The sequence below is a fragment of the Trinickia fusca genome (assembly GCF_003628145.1).
Classification (GTDB): domain Bacteria; phylum Pseudomonadota; class Gammaproteobacteria; order Burkholderiales; family Burkholderiaceae; genus Trinickia; species Trinickia fusca.
This window is the reverse complement of the sequence record NZ_RBZV01000011.1, coordinates 165,735-183,572: the sequence shown is the minus strand read 5'-3', so window position 1 is coordinate 183,572 and position 17,838 is coordinate 165,735. Positions and strand designations below refer to the sequence as shown.

Here is a 17,838-nt window from a genome sequence, read left to right as displayed (position 1 = left end):
CGCGTTGAAATATCGTTCGCCACGAGCGTTCCGACGTGCGATGGATTCAGCAACCTTAGTGTGATGCTGTGTCCGGGATTACAGGGTCAACTCCACAGATCACCCTGCTCCTTCAGATATCCAGCCCCGCGCTGCTGCGAGTCCCATTTGGCCTGGTAATTCGGATTATCGCTCGACAGCCCAGCTGCGCACTGGATCCGATAGCACGCCGCATCTTCATACCGTTGCGTCTCTTCAGGGCTCTTCCCTTCCTCCAGCGCGTCAAGCCTTTTCCTTTCGTCCTTCTTCGGATCTTTGTCGCGATGCAACTGCCAATTGTAAAGATCAGCACGCCCCGACACCCCCGCCGTTGTCGATGCCCCGCTCGCCTAGACGCAGCTTGGCTTTGCAGCCCGATTTCCCCCGACGTGACCCGCTGCGAACAATTTTTTGCCCCAGACGCGGTTTTCGCCCTCAAGACGCGAGTTTGCCAGAAGCAGCATGCCCCGCTTACCAAGCCTTCTTCGCCCGCCGGGTTTGACGGCGCACGCAGTGCGACGGCAAACCCGGCGGAACCTCGGCGCATGCAGACCAATGCAGTTAACAGTCAGGCGGCAACTTGGTTCGGTCCCTCACGCCAAACCCGTCAAGGCCGCGCGTCAGCGCGCCCGCAGGGCTTGGCCTTGACGGCGATCGGTTCGCCACGCTCAGGCCGTGCGGTGCAAGACGACTCCGCGGCTTGCACCGCATGCCAAACCGCGCTTTTTACGTTGGGGGTTGGTTTCCGCCGAAGGCGGCTTGATGGGGAGCCCCTTGGGGGCGGACGGGAATCATCATGCGCGCCCCGCGCGCGTGACTCGGGCCGGGGGCGCCAGACATAACGCAAATTAGCGTGTTCTGCCGGGCGGGCACCTGACTCCAATTCCTCCGACCGCCCGGCAGAACTCGCTAATTTCCCAGCGTTATGTTCAATCTCGGGACGGCAACGCCGGCACGAGATTTACCCCCGGCCCTTCGTGCGCTTCGGCCCGATAGGGCCGCTGGCCCCCCTTCACCATCGGGCCGACAGGCCCGCACATCTTTGATGTCGGCGGCACCATTCGGCACAGCGTCGAGCATCGCTGGCTAAAGAGAAGGCCGCAGACCACTACGCTTTGCGCAGCGGATGCTCCGACAGATACACCCGCAGCGCCGCATTGATTCTCGTTTGCCAGCCCTCACCCGTGGCACGAAACGCATCCAAGACATCCGCGTCGTATCGAATGCTGACCTGCTCTTTCGGCCGCTCCAGCGGCGGACGCCCGGCACGGCGCTTGGCCATCACCTCTTCGAACGGACGCAAGCGCTTGAACTCCTCATCGCTCAGCTCCCGCGTATCCGGGTCGGCGGCAATGCCACGCCGGATCGCCGCGTCTTCCTCGTCGCTCGGGTAAATCAATTTACGTTTGCTGCTCATAGCGTTGAACCTCTCTGCGGTTGGCTTTGCGAAGGCTGATGACACGTATGACGTCATTCCGATACGTAAACGCCACGCAGTACAGCCGATCACCTAACAGCGCATAGCCGATGAATCGGTCTTCGGCGTAGTCGAAGCGGTTGTCCTCCTCGACTTGCGCCGTGCCCCAATCCAACTCGCTCGCCCGAGCCAGCGAAACGCCGTGCTTTCGGCTGTTGCTGGCATCCTTGGCGGGATCGAACTCGATTTTCATGTGGATTTATTGTAGCTGCAATAATTATGGCGTGCCACCGTTCCCAACCGCACAGTCACAGTCAGCACATTCGTCATGCTTCCTTCTGCCCATACACTCGCTTGAGCAACCGGTTCGGTTGCGTCTGCTCGATCCGCTCGGCCTCCTCGCGCCGCTCCAGCCGCGCCGGGTGCGTCGCCGTGTGAATCTCCTTCAACGCCCGGATAGCCACCTGCGTGTAAATCTGCGTGCTCGTGAGTTGCGCATGCCCCAGCATCACCTGCACGAACCGCACGTCCGCCCCGTTCTCCAGCATCAGCGTCGCCATCGTGTGCCGGAACAGGTGGCACGAGCCGCGCTTGTCTACCCCCGAACGCTTGATGTAGTCCGATACCAGCAGCCCCAAGCTGCGCGTGCCGATGCTGTCTCCCGTCACCGCCAGGAACAGCGTCCCCGTGTCGCTCGCCAGTGCAAGCTGCGGCCTCACTTCATCGAGGTACTTCCTGATCCACGCCAGCGCCCGATCGCCGATCGGAATCAGCCGATCCCGGTCAGCGCGTCAGGATCGAAGTTCAGCTCGGCAGGCTCGTTATCACCCACGCTTGAACGGCGCCGCAAACGGTAAGCCCGTCTACGCTGGGCTTACCGTTTTTTCGAGGCCGGAACATCAGACCAACTTGAGGATTTTCAGGTCGTGTTTGAACAGCTCGGCCTCCTCCGTTGGAATCCCTTGTAGAAGATTGTCCAAGCCGTCCACAGAGAGTTGGTCGGAGATCCTACTTCTCATTCTCTGTTCGGCCTCCTGATACCACCCGCCCGACAGTATCAACTGAACCACGCACAGCATTAGGTTCTCGATCTGGGACTCGTATGCAACCTCGAACGCATAGTCAACACTCCCCAGCACTTCTCTGTGAGACCACCCGCTCATGAGCGCATTATCTCTACAGGAATCGTAATAAGCATCAAGCGCCAACGCCTTGATGGTTTCGTACGGCACTCGATCAACGCTGTCATCACTCATATCAATTTCCCGGTTTCGTTGGCTTGACGACTCCGCCATTATCCATAACGTTGATTTTGATATTTGGATACTTCTCCTGAAACTGCTGAATCACGTTCGAACAGCTAGCACACGGTGCCCGCTCGGTAAACAGGTTGATGGTGCCGCTGACCGACGTGTTATCGCCAAGCTGCGCCGCAACGTTATTCAATATCTTGGCTTCGGAGTCGACGCTCCGGTTGAGAAGTACAGGATCATTTCCGCCCGTCCAAACACTGGAACTAGGGAATGTCTCCTGAACCTGTCCAACGAAGCCTAGAGCTTGTTGGGCTTCTGTTGGATTGGCAATTTGGCTGGACGCCGCCATTGTCTGTTGAACGCCAGGAATGTTAATCTGCGCCACCCCCATATTGCCGCTGGTCTTAGCGCTGCCCGTCAACGTTGCGCGCAAATCGGCAACCTGTTGTGTCAGATCATATTTAATCCCAGCCTGTACCGCTTCCGCTGACTGCGGCACGCCCCGCGCAGCGGCTTGAGCCGCCGCGTTATTGGCCGCGACACTCCCGGCCGCTGCCCCCAAGTTAAGCCCTGCATATGTCAGCCCCGCTGCATACTGGCTCATCCCAAGGCTTTCCAGCACCTGCTCCCCGTAGGTCGACGTCGGATTGCCGCTTACCATCTCCGTAAAGCCCGCCTTGGAGTAATCCAGTGCGCCCGTGGCCACTGCCGCGCCGAGCCCACATCCCACTAACGACGCACAGCCGGCGCCGACTGCGCCCGCCGCGACTGCTGCACTTCCGACGCCTTGGACCGCACCGGTCAAGCGATTCGACATCTGATTGCGGTCGTACCAATCATTGAACCTGTCTGCTGCGCCGTACCCATCAAAGGCGCCTGCCGCTATCAAGTCGTTCTGCTGCTTCGTATATTGCTGACCTTCGTTCTGTAGCTGCACCAGCGCAGCCTTGTCTGGATCGCTGTCCGGCACGCCCGCAGCACATTGCACCAGCGCGCACTCGGCAGCAGCCAGCTTGTGTTGTTCCTCAGCGCTTTTGCCCTTCTGCAGATCCCTTAACTTCTTTCCTTCATCGGGGTGAAGTTGCCGATTGTAAAGATCAGCACCGAACGCCCCATTCGCCCCGCTCCAGGCCCCCCCGCTGCCCCCAGCAGCCCAACCCGCGAGCGCCCCCGCTGTCCCCGAGGCGATATTTGTCAGCAACCTCCCCCCGAGCGTGTCCCCGAACGTCGAATTCGCCCACCCGCCCGCCGTATCCCCCGCGATCGTGCCGAGCACTGCGCCCGGGACGCTTCCTCCCCCCAGCGCCGCCCCGGTAGCCGCCACTAGCGTATGCAGCCCCGTGCGCGCCGCGCCACCGTCCTCACTCCACAGCTTCGCCTCGAACGCCGACGCATCCGCCGTCTGCTGAGCCTTGGCTATCGCATCCGGGTCACCCGATTTGATGGCCTCGTCGAGCGCGACCTTATCCTTCTGAGCCCGATCGTCTGCCCGCTTCTTCAACGCATCGGCCACATCCCCCGCCGCCTGCATCCCCACCTGGACCGTCAGCTGCTGCACCGCCAAGTCGTCCTGTACCTTCTGCGCATTGAACGAGTTCGTCACCGACCCATTCGCGTGCGTCGCATCCCGATCCAGCCCCGCCGTGCTGTCGTGCCCCGTGCCCGTATCCCCGCGCACCGTGATCGTTCCCGGGCTTACCACCGCATATGTCGTCCCCGACGCGCTGTCGCTCGTGCCCGCCGCCCCGAAGCCGCTCGGCCCCAGGCCCGCCGAGTTCGACGGCCCAGCCGTGTTGCTCGGCGTCTGCACCGGCGGCGCGCTGAAGCTCGCGCCATCCGGCGTGCTCTTGCCCATTCCCCCACTCAGGCTAAAGCCCACGCTCTCGCCCGAGTAGCTCGCCTCGTTATGCAGGTTCGTGTACCCGAACGTCTGCGTCGACAGCGTGTTCTTGTCCGCGCTCGCCGTGCTCGCGATCGCACCACCGTCGAGCTGCGTATGGCGGCCCACGTTCACATCGAAGCCGCCCTGGCCCGCGAAGATCCCGCTTTGCTGATTGACCGACTGGTAGTTCGCCTTAATCGACTGCTGCGCAAAGTTGGCCGAGCCGCTCACCGTCTGTCCGACGCAGAGCGGCGGGAAGCAGATGCTCATCTGCACACCCGCGCTCATCTGCTGGCTGTCGTACACGTTCGTATCCTGCGGGCTCTGGACGTTCAGATCGCGCCCCACGTCCGCCTTCACCGTATTGCCTGACACCTCCGCCCCGCGCAGGTTCGTGTCCCGGCCGCTCGTGATCGACAGCGTCTGGCTCGCCGTCACCTGCGTGTCCAGGTTCGTCGTGCCGTTGCCCTTCGCGTGGCCCTTTGCGCGATTGGCCGCCAGTTCGATCGTGAAACCGTTCTGCTCGCCGCCGATGCCCAGGCCCACCCCCACGCTCCCGCCGCTGCTGCTGTTGCTACTCGTCTGCTGGTTCGTGTCCTGCGCGCTTTGCAGGTTCAAATCGTGCGCCGCGTTCAGCGTCACGTTCTGACCGCTGATCTGCGTGCCGTGCGAGTTGATGTCTCCATCGAGCGGCACACCATTGGCATCCACCGCGCCGCTGCCCGTGGCGACGATCTTCACGTCGCCGCCTGCCTTGAGCGCGGTGCCGTCGTTCACCACCGCGCTGCTCTGCGATTGTGCATGGCTCGAGCTGCCGCCCACGCTGACCGTCACCTTCACCAACGTCGGCTTGGCGCCCTGCTTCGCATTCGTGGCTGCATTCGTTCCGGCACTCGTCGCCGTGTTCGCGGCGGCACTCGCCCCTGCGTTCGCGGCCACACTCGTCGCCCCCGCCGTCGCCGCGTACGCACCGTACGCAGCCAAGCCTGCTTGCGCCCCATACAACGCCTGCAAGCGCTTGTCGTGCGTCTGTTGCGCCTGGTTCAAGCTCTGGTTGATCGTCGCGATCGTGTTGCCGGCCAAGCCGCCCAGCGCCAACGTCGTGCCGTACTGGCTCGCGCTCTGGCTCATACTCATTTGCTGCGCGTCCGTGCCCGGATCAAGCGTCACGTTCTGACCCATCAGCGTCAGATTCTGGCCCGCCGACACATCCGCGCCCTTGACCGTCAGGTCCCGCTTGGCATTGAGCGTGACGTCGCCCTCGGTACTCACGATCTGGCTGCGGATCTTGCTTTGCATCTGCTCGGCGCTGTCTTGCACCAAGTGATTGCGCGACACCCCGACGGTAAAGCCCGTGCTCGTGCCGTTGCTGCCCAGGCTCCCGATCTGGTGGCCGCTCGATTCCTCGTGTGTGTTGTTCGTCTCCAGGCCGGCCAGCACGTTGATCGCGCCTTGGTTCGCGATCACGTCCACGTTCTGCGTGCCTACGATGCCCGAGCCGATCACGTTCACGTCGCCCTTCTTGCTGCGCACCGCCACGCTGCTACCCGTCACCACCGTCGCGGTCTGCTTGGTCGTATCCGCGTTGCCGTTGTCGCTGCTGCGGCTCGCGTTGTACGGCGACGACGACACCCCACTGCTATTGGGCGCGCCCGTTACCCAGCGCGTTATATCACCCAAGCCTGGCGACGCGATCGTCAGGCTCGATTTCGAACTGCTCGACTGCGTGTTCTGGCGCGACTGATCGGTGGACGTCTGCAGCGCGACGTTGCGGTTCGCTTCGAGCGTCGCGATGCCTTTCGCCGTGATCGTCGAGCCCGACACAGTGAGATCGCCATCGAGCGGCTTGCCGTTCGCGTCCGTCACCGCACCGCCAATCGCCGTCAACGACACGTTGCCGCCACCGAGAATGGTGCTGCCCGCATTGACCGTGCTCGACTGGTCGGTCGTGCTCGAACTGCTACTACTGCCGAACGACAACGCCACCGACGGCGCATCGGCCGAGCCCGCACCAACCGCCGCACTGGTCTGCTGCAAGCGCTGCACGGCCTTGCCCGTTGACGCAGCCGTGCGCGTGTTGCGAATCGTATCGAGCGGCGTGCCCACGATCGACATCGAAATGCCGCTCGAATGCCCGCTCTGCTCCTCATGCGATTGCTCCGCGTCCTGACCCGGATCGATCGTGATGTTCTGTGCCTGGATCGCGATGTTGCCCGTCTTGTCCTTCGTATCGTCCTGCGCCTTGTTCGCGATGATGTCGCTGCCGCCGATGTGCAGGTCCTTGCCCGCCGAGATCGACACGTTGCCCGCCCCGCTGCCTACCAGGCTGCGCGATTGGCTCTGCGTGATCGAAGTGCCGTTGAACTGGTCCTTCTGGTCGCTCGACCCGTAGCCAAAGCCGACACCGCCGGAAGCCCCCGTGAAGCCCGATTGCTTGCGCTCGTGAAATTCGGAATCCTCATCAGTCTCCGTCGCCGCGCTGATGTCGATATTGCCCGCCTTGGCCGTCAACGACACGCCGCTGGAACCGCCGATGACACTGCCCGTCACAGCGATGTTCTTCTTGAAGCTCTCGATCGCGACGCTATCGGCCGAGATCGAGCTGCCGTCGGACAACTGAGTGGTCTCGACGACATGGTCGACATGCGAGCTGTGACTGCCGAAGCCGCTGTGGCTCCCTTGCTCGTAGACGTCCGAAAAGTGCGTCTCGGCCGCCGCCCCGATCTTGACGTCGCCGGCTGCCCCGAGCGATGCCTTGCCATGCTTGAGGTCAATCGTGCTGCCGGTGATCGTCAAGTCTTTGCCCGCTGCGACGGCTAGGCTGTGGTCACTCTTTAGCGTCGTCCCCGTCACCGTGTCGTCAGCCTGACGAATGTCGGCCGAGTAGTCGCTGTCCGAGCCGTTGCTGTGAGCCGTCGACGTGGAGCGCGACGCAAGCAGCGAGACGTTGCCGCCAGTCACGATCGTGCCGCCGCCGTCGAGCTTAAGGTTCGCGCCGATCGCGGTCAGGTCGCCATCGACCAGCAGCGTCGACGTCCCTTTCACCTTCACGCTGCTCCCGATCAGAGACGTAAAGTTGGTGTCCGAAATGCCGTTGCCGCCGTACCCGACCTTGTGTTCGCCGGTTAGCTGCGTGCCCAGCGTCCAATTGCCCTTGATCCCCGTCAACAGATCGCCGCCCACCGACAAGCTGGCCGCGTTCTGCTCGAAGTTGCCGCCCGTGCCGATCACCGCGTCGCCGTCGACGTGCAGACTCGCGCTCGGTCCGAGCGTTGTCGTGGTCCGATATCCACCATCCGCGGTGAGCTGCGTCAACGTGTTCGCGGCCGTATCGAGGATCAGGTTGCCGTCCGCCGACAGACCAAGACTGCCCGCGTTGACCGTGGCCGACGTCAAATCGATGTCGCCCTTGGTCGTGAGCTTCATGAGGCCACCGCTTTGCAGTTTGCCGTTCTTGTTGTCGATGCTCTGCGCGTCGATCGTCATGCTGTCGGACGCGATGATCGTCCCGCTGTTGTGAAAGCCCTGGGTGTTCTCGAGGTCGATGTCCTTCGCGGCGATCACGGGGCCGCCGCTCATGTCCTGCCGGCTCGCCTGTGCGAGATAGACCACCGGCACCAGCACCGAATGACCGTCCACCACCTGCGTTTGCATGATGACGACGTTGTCCGTCAGCGCCGCAACCTGCTGGGCCGACAGTCCCATGCCTGGAGCTAGGCTCAGCGACTTGGCCAGCTTCGCGCCGGACGTCATCAAGGCCTGATATTCGGCTTGCGTATCGGCGTAGTTGCCCAATACGGATTTGCCGGTCAGCGAGAGAACCTGGTTTTGCACCAGACGCTGCTCGTAGAATCCATCGCCGAGTCGCTCATGGATTTGCGCCGGGTTGAAGCTCAACTGCTGGTAGTAGTAGTCGCTCGACAGCCACTGGTGAAGATTCGTAAAGGCCGGGTTGGTCTCGACCAAGTACGGTGCGTTGGGCGCCACATCCGCCTTGAACAACCCGCCTTGCGGCACGCTGAGATTGTTCAGCACCGGTAACGCCGTGGCTTTGCCGAAGATGGGATCGGACGCGCCGCCGGCCCCACCGCCCGGGATGCCGCGGATGATGGCCACCGGCGCGTGAGCGCCCTCGATACCAGCGGCACCGATGCCCGCGTTGCCATGGATGATGGCGATCGGCGCGGGACCGCCCGCGACGGTGTCGGTACGAACCTGGCCGCTGACCGTGCCGGCGCCGACGCCGGTCAAGGTCTCGCCGGGCGACAGCCCGAGCGGCGTGATGCCGGCATTGCCTCCCGTGTTGTTGATCGTTACGCCGGTGCCGCTGATGGTGCCATTGGACGTGACGCTCGACTCGTAACCGGGCAGCGCATAAGTGTGGATGTCGGCCGGCGCCGGCTGGTCATAGCCGCCCGGACGGTTCCCCACAAACGGGGCATCGCCAAACGGCAATTGCCAGTTGTGCTCGCTATTGTCGTAGTTGTTGTAGTGATATTCCCCCGAGTACGTAACTATCACCTTGGGCGCCGTCTGGCCCACCCAGCTGTTATCGTCGAGTTTCTTCGGCGCCGCGAGGTTGCCTGTGGCGGCCAACTGGCTCCAGTAGACCTGGAAGATCCCGACCGACGATGCATTCAGGTTGCCGCCGGCGACGATCTGCGATTTCGGACTGATGGACGCAATCGTGTTTGCGACAGCAACACCCGTATAGGTCGTGTCCTGATACCCGCTGTTCCACTGGCCGCCATGCGGTGGCTCAGTGAACACACCGCCAATTTGTTTCGGATTGGGCACGGAGCCCCAACCGACGTCTTGACCGCTGCAAGCGGCCGCGTAGACGGGGTCGGCGACGCAACCGGACATACTGATACCGTAGCGTTCCAACAGCGCGGGATCGACCGACGACGTGAAGCCGGTCGTGGTCACCACACGCCGGGTGTTCGTCACCAGATCCGCGTGGATCTCCATGTCGCCGCCCGACTGGATCAGCGCAGACTGGTTCCGAATCAGATTCGCGTTGGTGTAATTGCCGCTCGCGTCCTTGCCGCCGGCGAGGACGACCTTGCCGAGACCGTAGATCGTGGTGCTCGCCTGCGCGTCGGTCGCGGTCGTATCGTCCCGGTTCTCGATGTCTGGGGCGAGCAGTTCCAGCGTGCCGGCCGTGTCCGTCGCCCCGATCAATGCGCTCGTGCCCAGGTTCGACAAGGTTTGCGTGGCGTTCAGCGACACGCTGCCGCCCACGATCGAGCCGGTGTTGGTCAGCGTGTTCGAATGCGTGCTCAGCAGGCCGCCTGCCGTCAGCGCGCCGGTGTTGTTGATGTTGCTCGCGTTGATGCCGAGATTGTTGAATACGACGAGGCTGCCGCTGTTGCTGAACGTGCCTGGCAAATTGAACGTCAGGCTATGGCCAGCATTGAACTGGTAGCCAGGCCCATTGCTGAAGTCGCCTTGGAGGTTGAAGGTGACGTCGCCGCCCGCGTTGTAGACACCGCCGCCGGACAGGCTGCTCGTCGTGATGGAAAGATTGCGCGACGCGCTGATCTCGCCCGCGTTGTTGACGGTGCCGGTGGTCGAAATGCCGACGTCGCCGCTCGCATGCGCGATGTTGCCGATCAGGCCGCCGGTGTTATCCAGATTCCCCGCATTGATCTGCAAGTTCGTGCCGCTCAGCTGGCCACCTTGCGTGTTCGAGAGCGCCGCGGTGGTCAGCGTCACGTTGCCGCCGCCGGTGATGCTGCCCATGCCGGTCGCCCCGCCGGCATTGCTATTGACGATCTGATTCGTGCCGGAGACGGTGGTCGCCCCCGTGCCGGCGTTCTGGATCGAGCCGCGTGTATTGTCGATGGACGCGGCACTGAGGCTCAGTGTGTTGGCGGTGCCGGCACTCGTCGCCGTGCCAACGTTGATCTTGCCGCCGACGTTGGTCAGCGCGGCGCCGCTCGTGGCCTTCAGATTCGTGTCGGAATGCAGCACGCCGCCCGTGTTGTTCAGCGCACCGGCTACGGTGGCCGATAGGGGACCGCGCGCCGTAAGCGAGCCGCCCGTGTTGTCGAGGTTGGCCGCAGAGACGGCGACCTGGCCATGGCCCACGATCTTGCCCGCCACGTTGGCCAGCGAGCCCGCGCCGTTGCCGGCGGTGATCGTCAACGTGCCCGTGCCGGCGTGCGTGATCGTGCCGCCATTGTTGTTCAGGCTCGCTGGAGCCAGCGTCAAGTCCTGGCTATTGGTCTCGATCACGCCGCCGTTCGCGTTGTCGATGACGTTGCCCACCGTCATCGTCATCGGTCCGGTACCGAGCTGCGTCAGCGTCCCGCCTTCGTTCGTCAGGTTCGTGGCGCTCAGCGTCAGCTGATTCGTTTCGATCTGCCCGCCGCTGTTGTCCAGTTGCGGCATCGTCAGCGATACCGTCGCGCCGGTAATCGTACCGTGCACGTCCTTCAGCGAGCTCGCGTTCGCGGTCACTGCCGCGCCACTCATCTTCCCCCCGCTGTTGTCGAGCGAGCCTTTGACCGTCGCGTTCAGTGCCTGCAGCGCCGTCAGCGTGCCGCTGTTGGTCAGCGAGTTCGCTTGCACGGTGACGTTACCCTTGCCGCCGATCACGCCGCCGACCAAGCCTTGTGCCGTCGTGCCGGCCGCATTGCTGATCTGCCCGCTCGCGCTCAGCGACAAACCGTCCGCATTCAACGAAACGATCCGGCCCGCCGTATTCGTGACGTTCGCCGCCGTCAGCGTCGCGCCGCCATCCGCTTGAAGAAGCCCTTGCGTGTTGTCGACGTTACCGCTCGTCGAAACGTTCAGCGTCTTGCTGGCAGTGATCGCTCCGCTGTTGTTTTGAATACCACCGGCCGAGATGGCGACCTGACCGTTGCCGGCGATCTTGCCCGCCACGTTGGTCAGCGAGCCCGCGCCGTTGCCTGCAGTAATCGTCAACGTGCCCGTGCCGGCGTGCGTGATCGTGCCGCCATTGTTGTTCAGGCTCGCTGGAGCCAGCGTCAAGTCCTGGCTATTCGTCTCGATCACGCCGCCGTTTGCGTTGTCGATGACGTTGCCCACCGTCATCGTCATCGGCCCCGTACCGAGTTGCGTCAGCGTCCCGCCTTCGTTCGTCAGATTCGTGGCGCTCAGCGTCAGCTGATTCGTTTCGATCTGCCCGCCGCTGTTGTCCAGTTGCGGCATCGTCAGCGATACCGTCGCGCCGGTGATCGCGCCGTGGACGTTTTTCAGCGAGCTCGCGTTCGCAGTCACCGCCGCACCACTGATCTTCCCACCACTGTTGTCGAGCGAGCCCTTGACCGTCGCATTCAGCGCCTGCACCGCCGTCAGCGTGCCGCTGTTGGTCAGCGAGTTCGCTTGCACGGTGACGTTGCCCTTGCCGCCGATCACGCCGCCGGCCAAGCCCTGCGCCGTGGTGCCGACCGCATTGCTGATCTGCCCGCTCGCGTTCAGTGACAAGCCGTCCGCGTTCAACGAAACGATCCGCCCCGCCGTGTTCGTGACGTTCGTCGCCGTCAGCGTCGCGCCACCGTCTGCTTGAATGACCCCTTGCGTGTTGTCGACGTTACCGCTCGTCGAAACGTTCAGCGTCTTGCCGGCAGCGATTGAACCGCTGTTGTTTTGAATACCAGCGGCCGAGACGGCGATCCGGCCATTGCCAACCACCGTCCCACCGGCGTTCGTGAAGGAGCCCGCGCCGTTGCCAGCGGTAATCGTCAACGTGCCCGTGCCAGCGTGCGTGATCGTACCGCCGTTGTTGTTCAGGCTCGCCGGCGCCAGCGTCAAATCCTGGCTATTCGTCTCGATCACGCCGCCGTTCGCGTTGTCGATGACGTTGCCCACCGTCATCGACGTCGGCCCCGTGCCGAGCTGCGTCAGCGTCCCGCCTTCGTTCGTCAGGCTCGCGGCGCTCAGGGTCAGCTGATTGGTCTCGATCTTCCCGCCGCTGTTGTCGAGCGAGCCCTTGACCGTCGCATTCAGCGCCTGCACCGCCGTCAGCGTGCCGCTGTTGGTCAGCGAGCTCGCTTGCACGGTGACGTTACCCTTGCCGCCGATCACGCCGCCGACCAAGCCCTGTGCCGTCGTGCCGGCCGCATTGCTGATCTGCCCGCTCGCGTTCAGCGACAAGCCGTCCGCGTTCAGCGACACGATCCGGCCAGCCGTGTTCGTGACGTTCGCCGCCGTCAGCGTCGCACCGCCGTCTGCTTGAATGACCCCTTGCGTGTTGTCGACGCTTCCCGTCACGGTCATCGTGCTGCTGCCGGAGCCCGATTGCACCAGCTGCCCGCCCCGATTCGACAAGCTCGCCGCGTTGACATTGAGCTGCGCCGCGCGCACTTGCGCCTTGTCGTTCGTGACCGCGCCAGTGGCACCCAAGCGCGCACCGCCGCCCGCGCTCAAGGTCGCGCCCGTATGGGTGATGTTGCCGGTATCGCCACCGGCTCCGGTGGCCGTCAAGGTCGCCGAACCGTTCGCGACCGTTTGCGCCCCCGTCAGGTTCAGGCTGCTGCCGCTCGCGGTCAGACTGCCGCCCGCGAGGTTTTGTCCGGTCATGCTGCTGGCGCCCGTCGCGGTCACCGTCAGATTGCCCGTACCGATCAAATGGCCGTTCGCGTCGACGCCTGCACCGAGCCCGCCGCTCGAATCGATACTCGCGCCGCTGACTGTCGTGCTGCCCAGCGCGGCAAGCGTGCCGCTATTGGTGACGTGCCCCTGGCTACCCACGGTTGCGCTCTGCGCGGCGTACAGCGCTCCGCTATTGGACACGTCCCCGGCCGCCTGGATCTGCACGTTACCGCTCGCGCTCGTCGAGCCTGCAAGCGTGACCTTGCCCTGACTGCTCAGCGCAATATCGCCCGATTGCGCCTCGATCGTGCCGAGGCTGTTCACGCCCACGCCCGCCTCGGTCCCGACGAGCCTGATCTTGCCGGCATACATCCCGCCCAGCTGCGCGACGTCGATGGCAACAGCCGGCTGGTTGCCGTCGGCCGGCAACGCGTGTGTGCTCAGATCGGCGTGATTAACATCGTTGGCGCCAGCCACGACGTTGAGCTGCCGATTAGCCCAGACCTTGCCGTTGACCTGCACGCTGCGCGCGATCAGATCCACCTGATCGACACCGGCCGAATTCAAGCCCGCGCTACCGATCTGAATCGCACCGCCGGTGACATGGAACGCGTCGAGACTGCCCGTGCCGCCGAACACCGGCGTGCCGGTCGTGAGGATGCCGCGGCTCGTGTTGATGAAGCCGCAGCCGTTACAGAAGATGCCGGAGGGATTGGCAATGACGACCTCGGCCTGCTGCCCCGCCACTTCCGTATAGCCCAGCAGTCGGCTCGGGTTGCCGCCCACGACCTGATTGACGATGACGCGCGCGCCGTTCGAGCTCAGATACGGATTGCCGGCCACGTAGCCGCCCTGCTGCGTCTGCGTCGTGCCGGGCGAGTTGTTGAGAATGAGCCCCTGCGAACCGACGTTGTATTGCGTATAAACGTTGTTCGACAAGCCCGCGGCATTGGGCGTGGTGATCTGCACGATCGGCACGCCGTTGGCAGTCACCCCGACCACCGGCTTGTTCCCCGATGCGCCGCTTGGCGCGGCGATCACTTGCGCCTGCACCAGCACCGGCTGCATACCGAAGACACACAACGCAGCGAACGCGATGTGCTGCATGGGCAGCATGGCGAATGGCTGCAGCGGCGCACGGCCGGCTCGGCCCGCTGCGCCAACACCGGTATGACGCCCCTTGCCGAAGCTCGCCGCGGTTTCCTGAACGGCCATCCACAGTCCGCGGACAGCGTTGAAAATGACGCGATAACAAAGTCGGTTCATATTTGGAAGCTCAGGCTGAAGCCCGCGACGGGCCAGCGATTCGGGAAATGGGCCGGCTGATGGAGCGGGCCGCCCACGAACACGTCGTAGAAAACGCCTCTGATGGGGCTGCCGCGCAGCCCGACGACGGCACCGGCCAGACGCCGGCCCGCGAGGTTTTGCGCCTCGGGCCCGAAGACCTCGCCGCCGTCGACACCCAGGTAGAGCGTCTGGCCGGTACTGGCAACCGGCACCTCGAGATCGTTGCGCACGAACACGCCCTTTTCAGCCGACAGCATCGTGTTGCCGTCGAAGCCGCGCACCGTGTAGCGGCTGCCGATCGAGAAGTACTCGGTCGGATACAGCAGGCTCGGGGAGTTCTGCGCACGCAGCGTCATGCTGTAGCGCAGCGGCACGTTCGCCAGTTGAAACGGCACACTCAACGTCGAGTCGAGCGTTTCGATGTGGTAGTAGAAGGTTGGCGTCGTATCGCCCGCGCCCGGCAGATCCGCTTGCGCGCCGAACCACGGCACGCCCCAGCGATAGGCCAGCGTGCTGTCGAGCTGCGCCGCGCCGAAGAAATGCTTGTGCTGCCAGCCGATCTCGGCATAGCTGTTGTCGCGGTGTTGCACATCGAGCGGCGTGCCGTCGACGAACGATTCGCTGAAGTACTTGCCCGTGCGGAATTCGAGCGAATTCCTTTGCACCTGATTGCGATAGAACAGGTACTCGATCTTGAAGTCGACCGTCTTCGAAATGCCGCTCGACACGAAGTCCTGGAACGCGCCCGCGATCTGCTGGTGGTAGTGGTAGTGGCTGCCGGTCGCCGTGAACGTCCAGTTGCCCCAGGGAATCGAGTAGTAGGCGCTGGCGCCGCGCGTGCCGTACCGGTCGGTGTGACCGTCCGCGTCGTGGTTGTAGCCGACGTTGAACAGGTCGGACAGGCCCAGCGGGTTGTTCAGCGCGAGGTTGACGTCGGCTTGCAGCCGCCCCGTCGACTTCAGCCCGCTATCGTTGACGCTCATCGACAGCGACCACGGCTTCGTGCGTTGCACGGCGATCACGACATCGGTCTCGCCTGGCGTTGCGCCGGGCACGAGTTGCATGTCGACGTCCTGATTCGGCACGCGCTTCATCTGCTCGAGGCCCTGCTCGAGGTCGCGCAGATCGAGCAATTCCCCGGCATGCGTCGGGAACGCGTTGCGCCACGTTCCGTAGGTCGAGGTATCGGCGAACCGGATGCCCGCGACGATGCCCGGTATGACGCTCAGCGTGAGCTTGCCGCTCGACAGATCCTGAGCCGGAATCAGGACACGCGTGGTCGTGTAACCCTTCTCGAGCATCAGCGCCGACAGCCGGTGCACGATCACATTGAGCCCCTCGCGGCCGACGCATTGGCCCCGGTAGCGCTCGAGGTAGGAGGTGGCAAACCTCAGCGATCCGGGAAACAGCGGATCGGGCGACAAGGCGCGCGCGCCCGCACGCTCGACCGCGTCGCTCAAGCCGGTTGGCACGTCCAATGTGATCCGATCGATCTTGAAGCAAGGCGACTCGGCAGGCACCCGGCCATCGTCGACCGCCCCGCTCGGCGCCGCTTGCGGCAGCTGTACGTTCGGCGCATGAATCTGGTGCTGGCGTTCGGCTTCCTGCTCGAGCGCACGGCGTCGCTGCTCTTGTGCGTCGAGCGAACTCGCACTCTGCGCGAACGCCGTGGTCGCACAAGCCAGTGCCACCCAAGCGGCCAGGAAGTGGTGGTGGGCGCGCGCGCACCTGAGCGGCCATGTTCGGCCAAGCGTCAGATGTCCGTACGACACCCGTCGCTGCCCGCTTGACGCGGGATTGCGATTCTTTTTACTCATCTTGTTCTTATTGGCTATTCGCGGGCGAGCATCGGCAATGCGGCGCATTCGGCTTCAATTGCGCTGCCGTCGATCTGCCAGTCCCGCCAATACGCAACAGCCGGTGCACAGGCACCAGCCATGGCGCGACCCCATTCGCTCGAATTGGGCTAAAGCTCAGCGCCAGACGGCCTTATCGAGGCGCGGCTGCTGACCTGCCCGATGGGCATCGAGCGTGAAAGAAAGGACTAATGCGCGAGACGTGCGAAAGCTACGCCATCCCTTGCCGGGATTGGCGCGGACGCAGTGTGTCGTGTCGATGTGAATGATCTTGGCCGCTGATCGGCGCGAGCCAAGCCAAGCCTGGCGATAGTGGCAATACCACGCATCTCTCGATAACCCCGGTTGAAAGCGTTTTTTAATAATTGGGAAAGGAACCTATTGTTTTTTTAGCCTTTCTTCGCCCGCAATTTTATAGTCGCGACCACAACGAGGCAAACGATTTTTCCGCATTGCAGCATGCTTCGCTCTGCCAAGCATCGGTGTGCCGGCAATCAGGCGGCGAGGTCCGCTACGCCCTCGTCGCCACCTCGCCCGGCCCCGCTACCGCCCGTGCCATCCCCCGCGGCCCCCATGCCAGCCGCGATGACCGCCGCCGAAGCCAATGCCGATCCCGATCGACGGCCCTGCATAGTAGTAGCCCGGCGCGTAATAGGCGGGACCGTAGTACGCCGGGCCGTAGTAGGCGGGACCGTAGTAACCGTAGTCGTAGCTGTAGTACCCGGGCGGCCCCGGCGCGACCACGCAGCCGGCGAGGGCACCGGCCAGCGCCACGATGAACATTGATCTGACCATGATTTCCCCTCCTGGTCCCCATTAGATGAACTTGCGGCACACACGGTTCGGATGAAAGTTGTGTCCGCGCGTAACAGCCGTAATGCGGGCCGGATGCACGCAGGGTTGCGGCAGGCACGAACGCGCAAATCGCCTAGAATTTTTCTATGCAGGCGATTCGCAAGGAGGTTGCCATGGCCGAATCGGTGGAAAGCATGGTGGTCGGCCTGATCGTGCTCATTGCGGCCGTCATCATCGTGGCCGCGCATTACCGACGCGAGCACTACCGTGACCGATGGCTGCGCAGAACCGACGGTCATCGTTTGTGGGACCGCATGCGGCACCGCCATTAGCGACGGATGCGCCGCAACATGCGCGGCCGCGCGCGCAACGAGCGCCGCGCATCACGCATGGAGACGAGACATGTCAGACGAAGACGCCCGGTGGCGCAAAGTCGACTACGAGGGCTTCGAGATTCACGTGGAGCTGCTCATCAAAGGGCATGAGCAGGAGCCCGGGCGCAGCAGCGCGCCCGGCGATCGCTATACATACATCGGCTACGTCTGCCATCCCGGCGCTGACCCCAAGCTGCCTGGCCACGCCGTACCGTTTCATGCCGACGGCGAGGACGCGTTCGTGAGCGCCGACGAAGCCGAATATGAAGCCGTGCACGTCGGGCGCAGCATCGTCGACGGCACGCATCCTGACCTGACGGTGCTGCCGCTCGTCACCGGCGGGGTCTAAGCAACAGCACACTGCGCGCAGCAAGCTCCCCCACCCCTGACAAAC

General features: G+C 63.6%; 9 protein-coding genes. 2 read left to right on the top strand and 7 right to left on the bottom strand.

All coding sequences use genetic code 11. From position 1 onward, the window contains the following. Positions 1–1,126: 1,126 nt before the first annotated feature. From D7S89_RS21700 to D7S89_RS21670, 7 genes are all read right to left on the bottom strand, one after another. A complete protein-coding gene (locus D7S89_RS21700) occupies positions 1,127–1,435 on the bottom strand; it encodes a BrnA antitoxin family protein (RefSeq protein ID WP_121280912.1) in 309 nt (102 codons plus the stop codon). Beyond that, entirely contained in the window at positions 1,419–1,688 is a 270-nt protein-coding gene (locus D7S89_RS21695) for a BrnT family toxin (RefSeq protein WP_121280911.1), read from the bottom strand. Before D7S89_RS21695 ends, D7S89_RS21700 begins: the two co-directional genes overlap by 17 nt. A gap of 73 nt (positions 1,689–1,761) precedes the next feature. Beyond that, a complete protein-coding gene (locus D7S89_RS21690; protein ID WP_121280910.1) occupies positions 1,762–2,205 on the bottom strand; it encodes a tyrosine-type recombinase/integrase in 444 nt (147 codons plus the stop codon). A gap of 129 nt (positions 2,206–2,334) precedes the next feature. Continuing rightward, positions 2,335–2,691, bottom strand: a complete 357-nt coding sequence (locus D7S89_RS21685; protein ID WP_245983120.1) for a hypothetical protein — start codon at positions 2,689–2,691, stop codon at positions 2,335–2,337. 1 nt (position 2,692) lies between these two features. Beyond that, positions 2,693–14,398 carry a hemagglutinin repeat-containing protein gene (locus D7S89_RS21680; RefSeq protein WP_121280909.1) on the bottom strand — a complete coding sequence of 3,902 codons (11,706 nt, stop codon included), beginning with the start codon at positions 14,396–14,398 and terminating at the stop codon, positions 2,693–2,695. Then, entirely contained in the window at positions 14,395–16,236 is a 1,842-nt protein-coding gene (locus tag D7S89_RS21675) for a ShlB/FhaC/HecB family hemolysin secretion/activation protein (protein ID WP_121280908.1), read from the bottom strand. Before D7S89_RS21675 ends, D7S89_RS21680 begins: the two co-directional genes overlap by 4 nt. Positions 16,237–16,818: 582 nt before the next feature. After that, positions 16,819–17,070: a hypothetical protein gene (locus tag D7S89_RS21670; protein ID WP_121280907.1), complete on the bottom strand. Its 252-nt coding sequence runs from the start codon at positions 17,068–17,070 to the stop codon at positions 16,819–16,821. Positions 17,071–17,243: 173 nt separating this feature from the next. Here D7S89_RS21670 and D7S89_RS27555 point away from each other — a divergent pair, with 173 nt between their 5' ends. Both D7S89_RS27555 and D7S89_RS21660 read left to right on the top strand, forming a co-directional pair. Continuing rightward, positions 17,244–17,402: a hypothetical protein gene (locus D7S89_RS27555; protein ID WP_183085302.1), complete on the top strand. Its 159-nt coding sequence runs from the start codon at positions 17,244–17,246 to the stop codon at positions 17,400–17,402. A gap of 70 nt (positions 17,403–17,472) precedes the next feature. After that, on the top strand, positions 17,473–17,793 hold the full coding sequence (locus D7S89_RS21660) for a hypothetical protein (protein ID WP_121280905.1): 321 nt from the start codon (positions 17,473–17,475) through the stop codon (positions 17,791–17,793). The last annotated feature ends 45 nt before the right edge of the window (positions 17,794–17,838 follow it).

Excerpts from the sequence above, each read along its gene's own strand:
- D7S89_RS21685 (WP_245983120.1), bottom strand. The coding sequence starts at position 2,691 with ATGAGTGATGACAGCGTTGATCGAGTGCCGTACGAAACCATCAAGGCG.
- D7S89_RS21700 (WP_121280912.1), bottom strand. The coding sequence starts at position 1,435 with ATGAGCAGCAAACGTAAATTGATTTACCCGAGCGACGAGGAAGACGCG.
- D7S89_RS27555 (WP_183085302.1), top strand. The coding sequence starts at position 17,244 with ATGGCCGAATCGGTGGAAAGCATGGTGGTCGGCCTGATCGTGCTCATT.
- D7S89_RS21660 (WP_121280905.1), top strand. The coding sequence starts at position 17,473 with ATGTCAGACGAAGACGCCCGGTGGCGCAAAGTCGACTACGAGGGCTTC.
- D7S89_RS21675 (WP_121280908.1), bottom strand. The coding sequence starts at position 16,236 with ATGAGTAAAAAGAATCGCAATCCCGCGTCAAGCGGGCAGCGACGGGTG.
- D7S89_RS21670 (WP_121280907.1), bottom strand. The coding sequence starts at position 17,070 with ATGGTCAGATCAATGTTCATCGTGGCGCTGGCCGGTGCCCTCGCCGGC.
- D7S89_RS21680 (WP_121280909.1), bottom strand. The coding sequence starts at position 14,398 with ATGAACCGACTTTGTTATCGCGTCATTTTCAACGCTGTCCGCGGACTG.
- D7S89_RS21695 (WP_121280911.1), bottom strand. The coding sequence starts at position 1,688 with ATGAAAATCGAGTTCGATCCCGCCAAGGATGCCAGCAACAGCCGAAAG.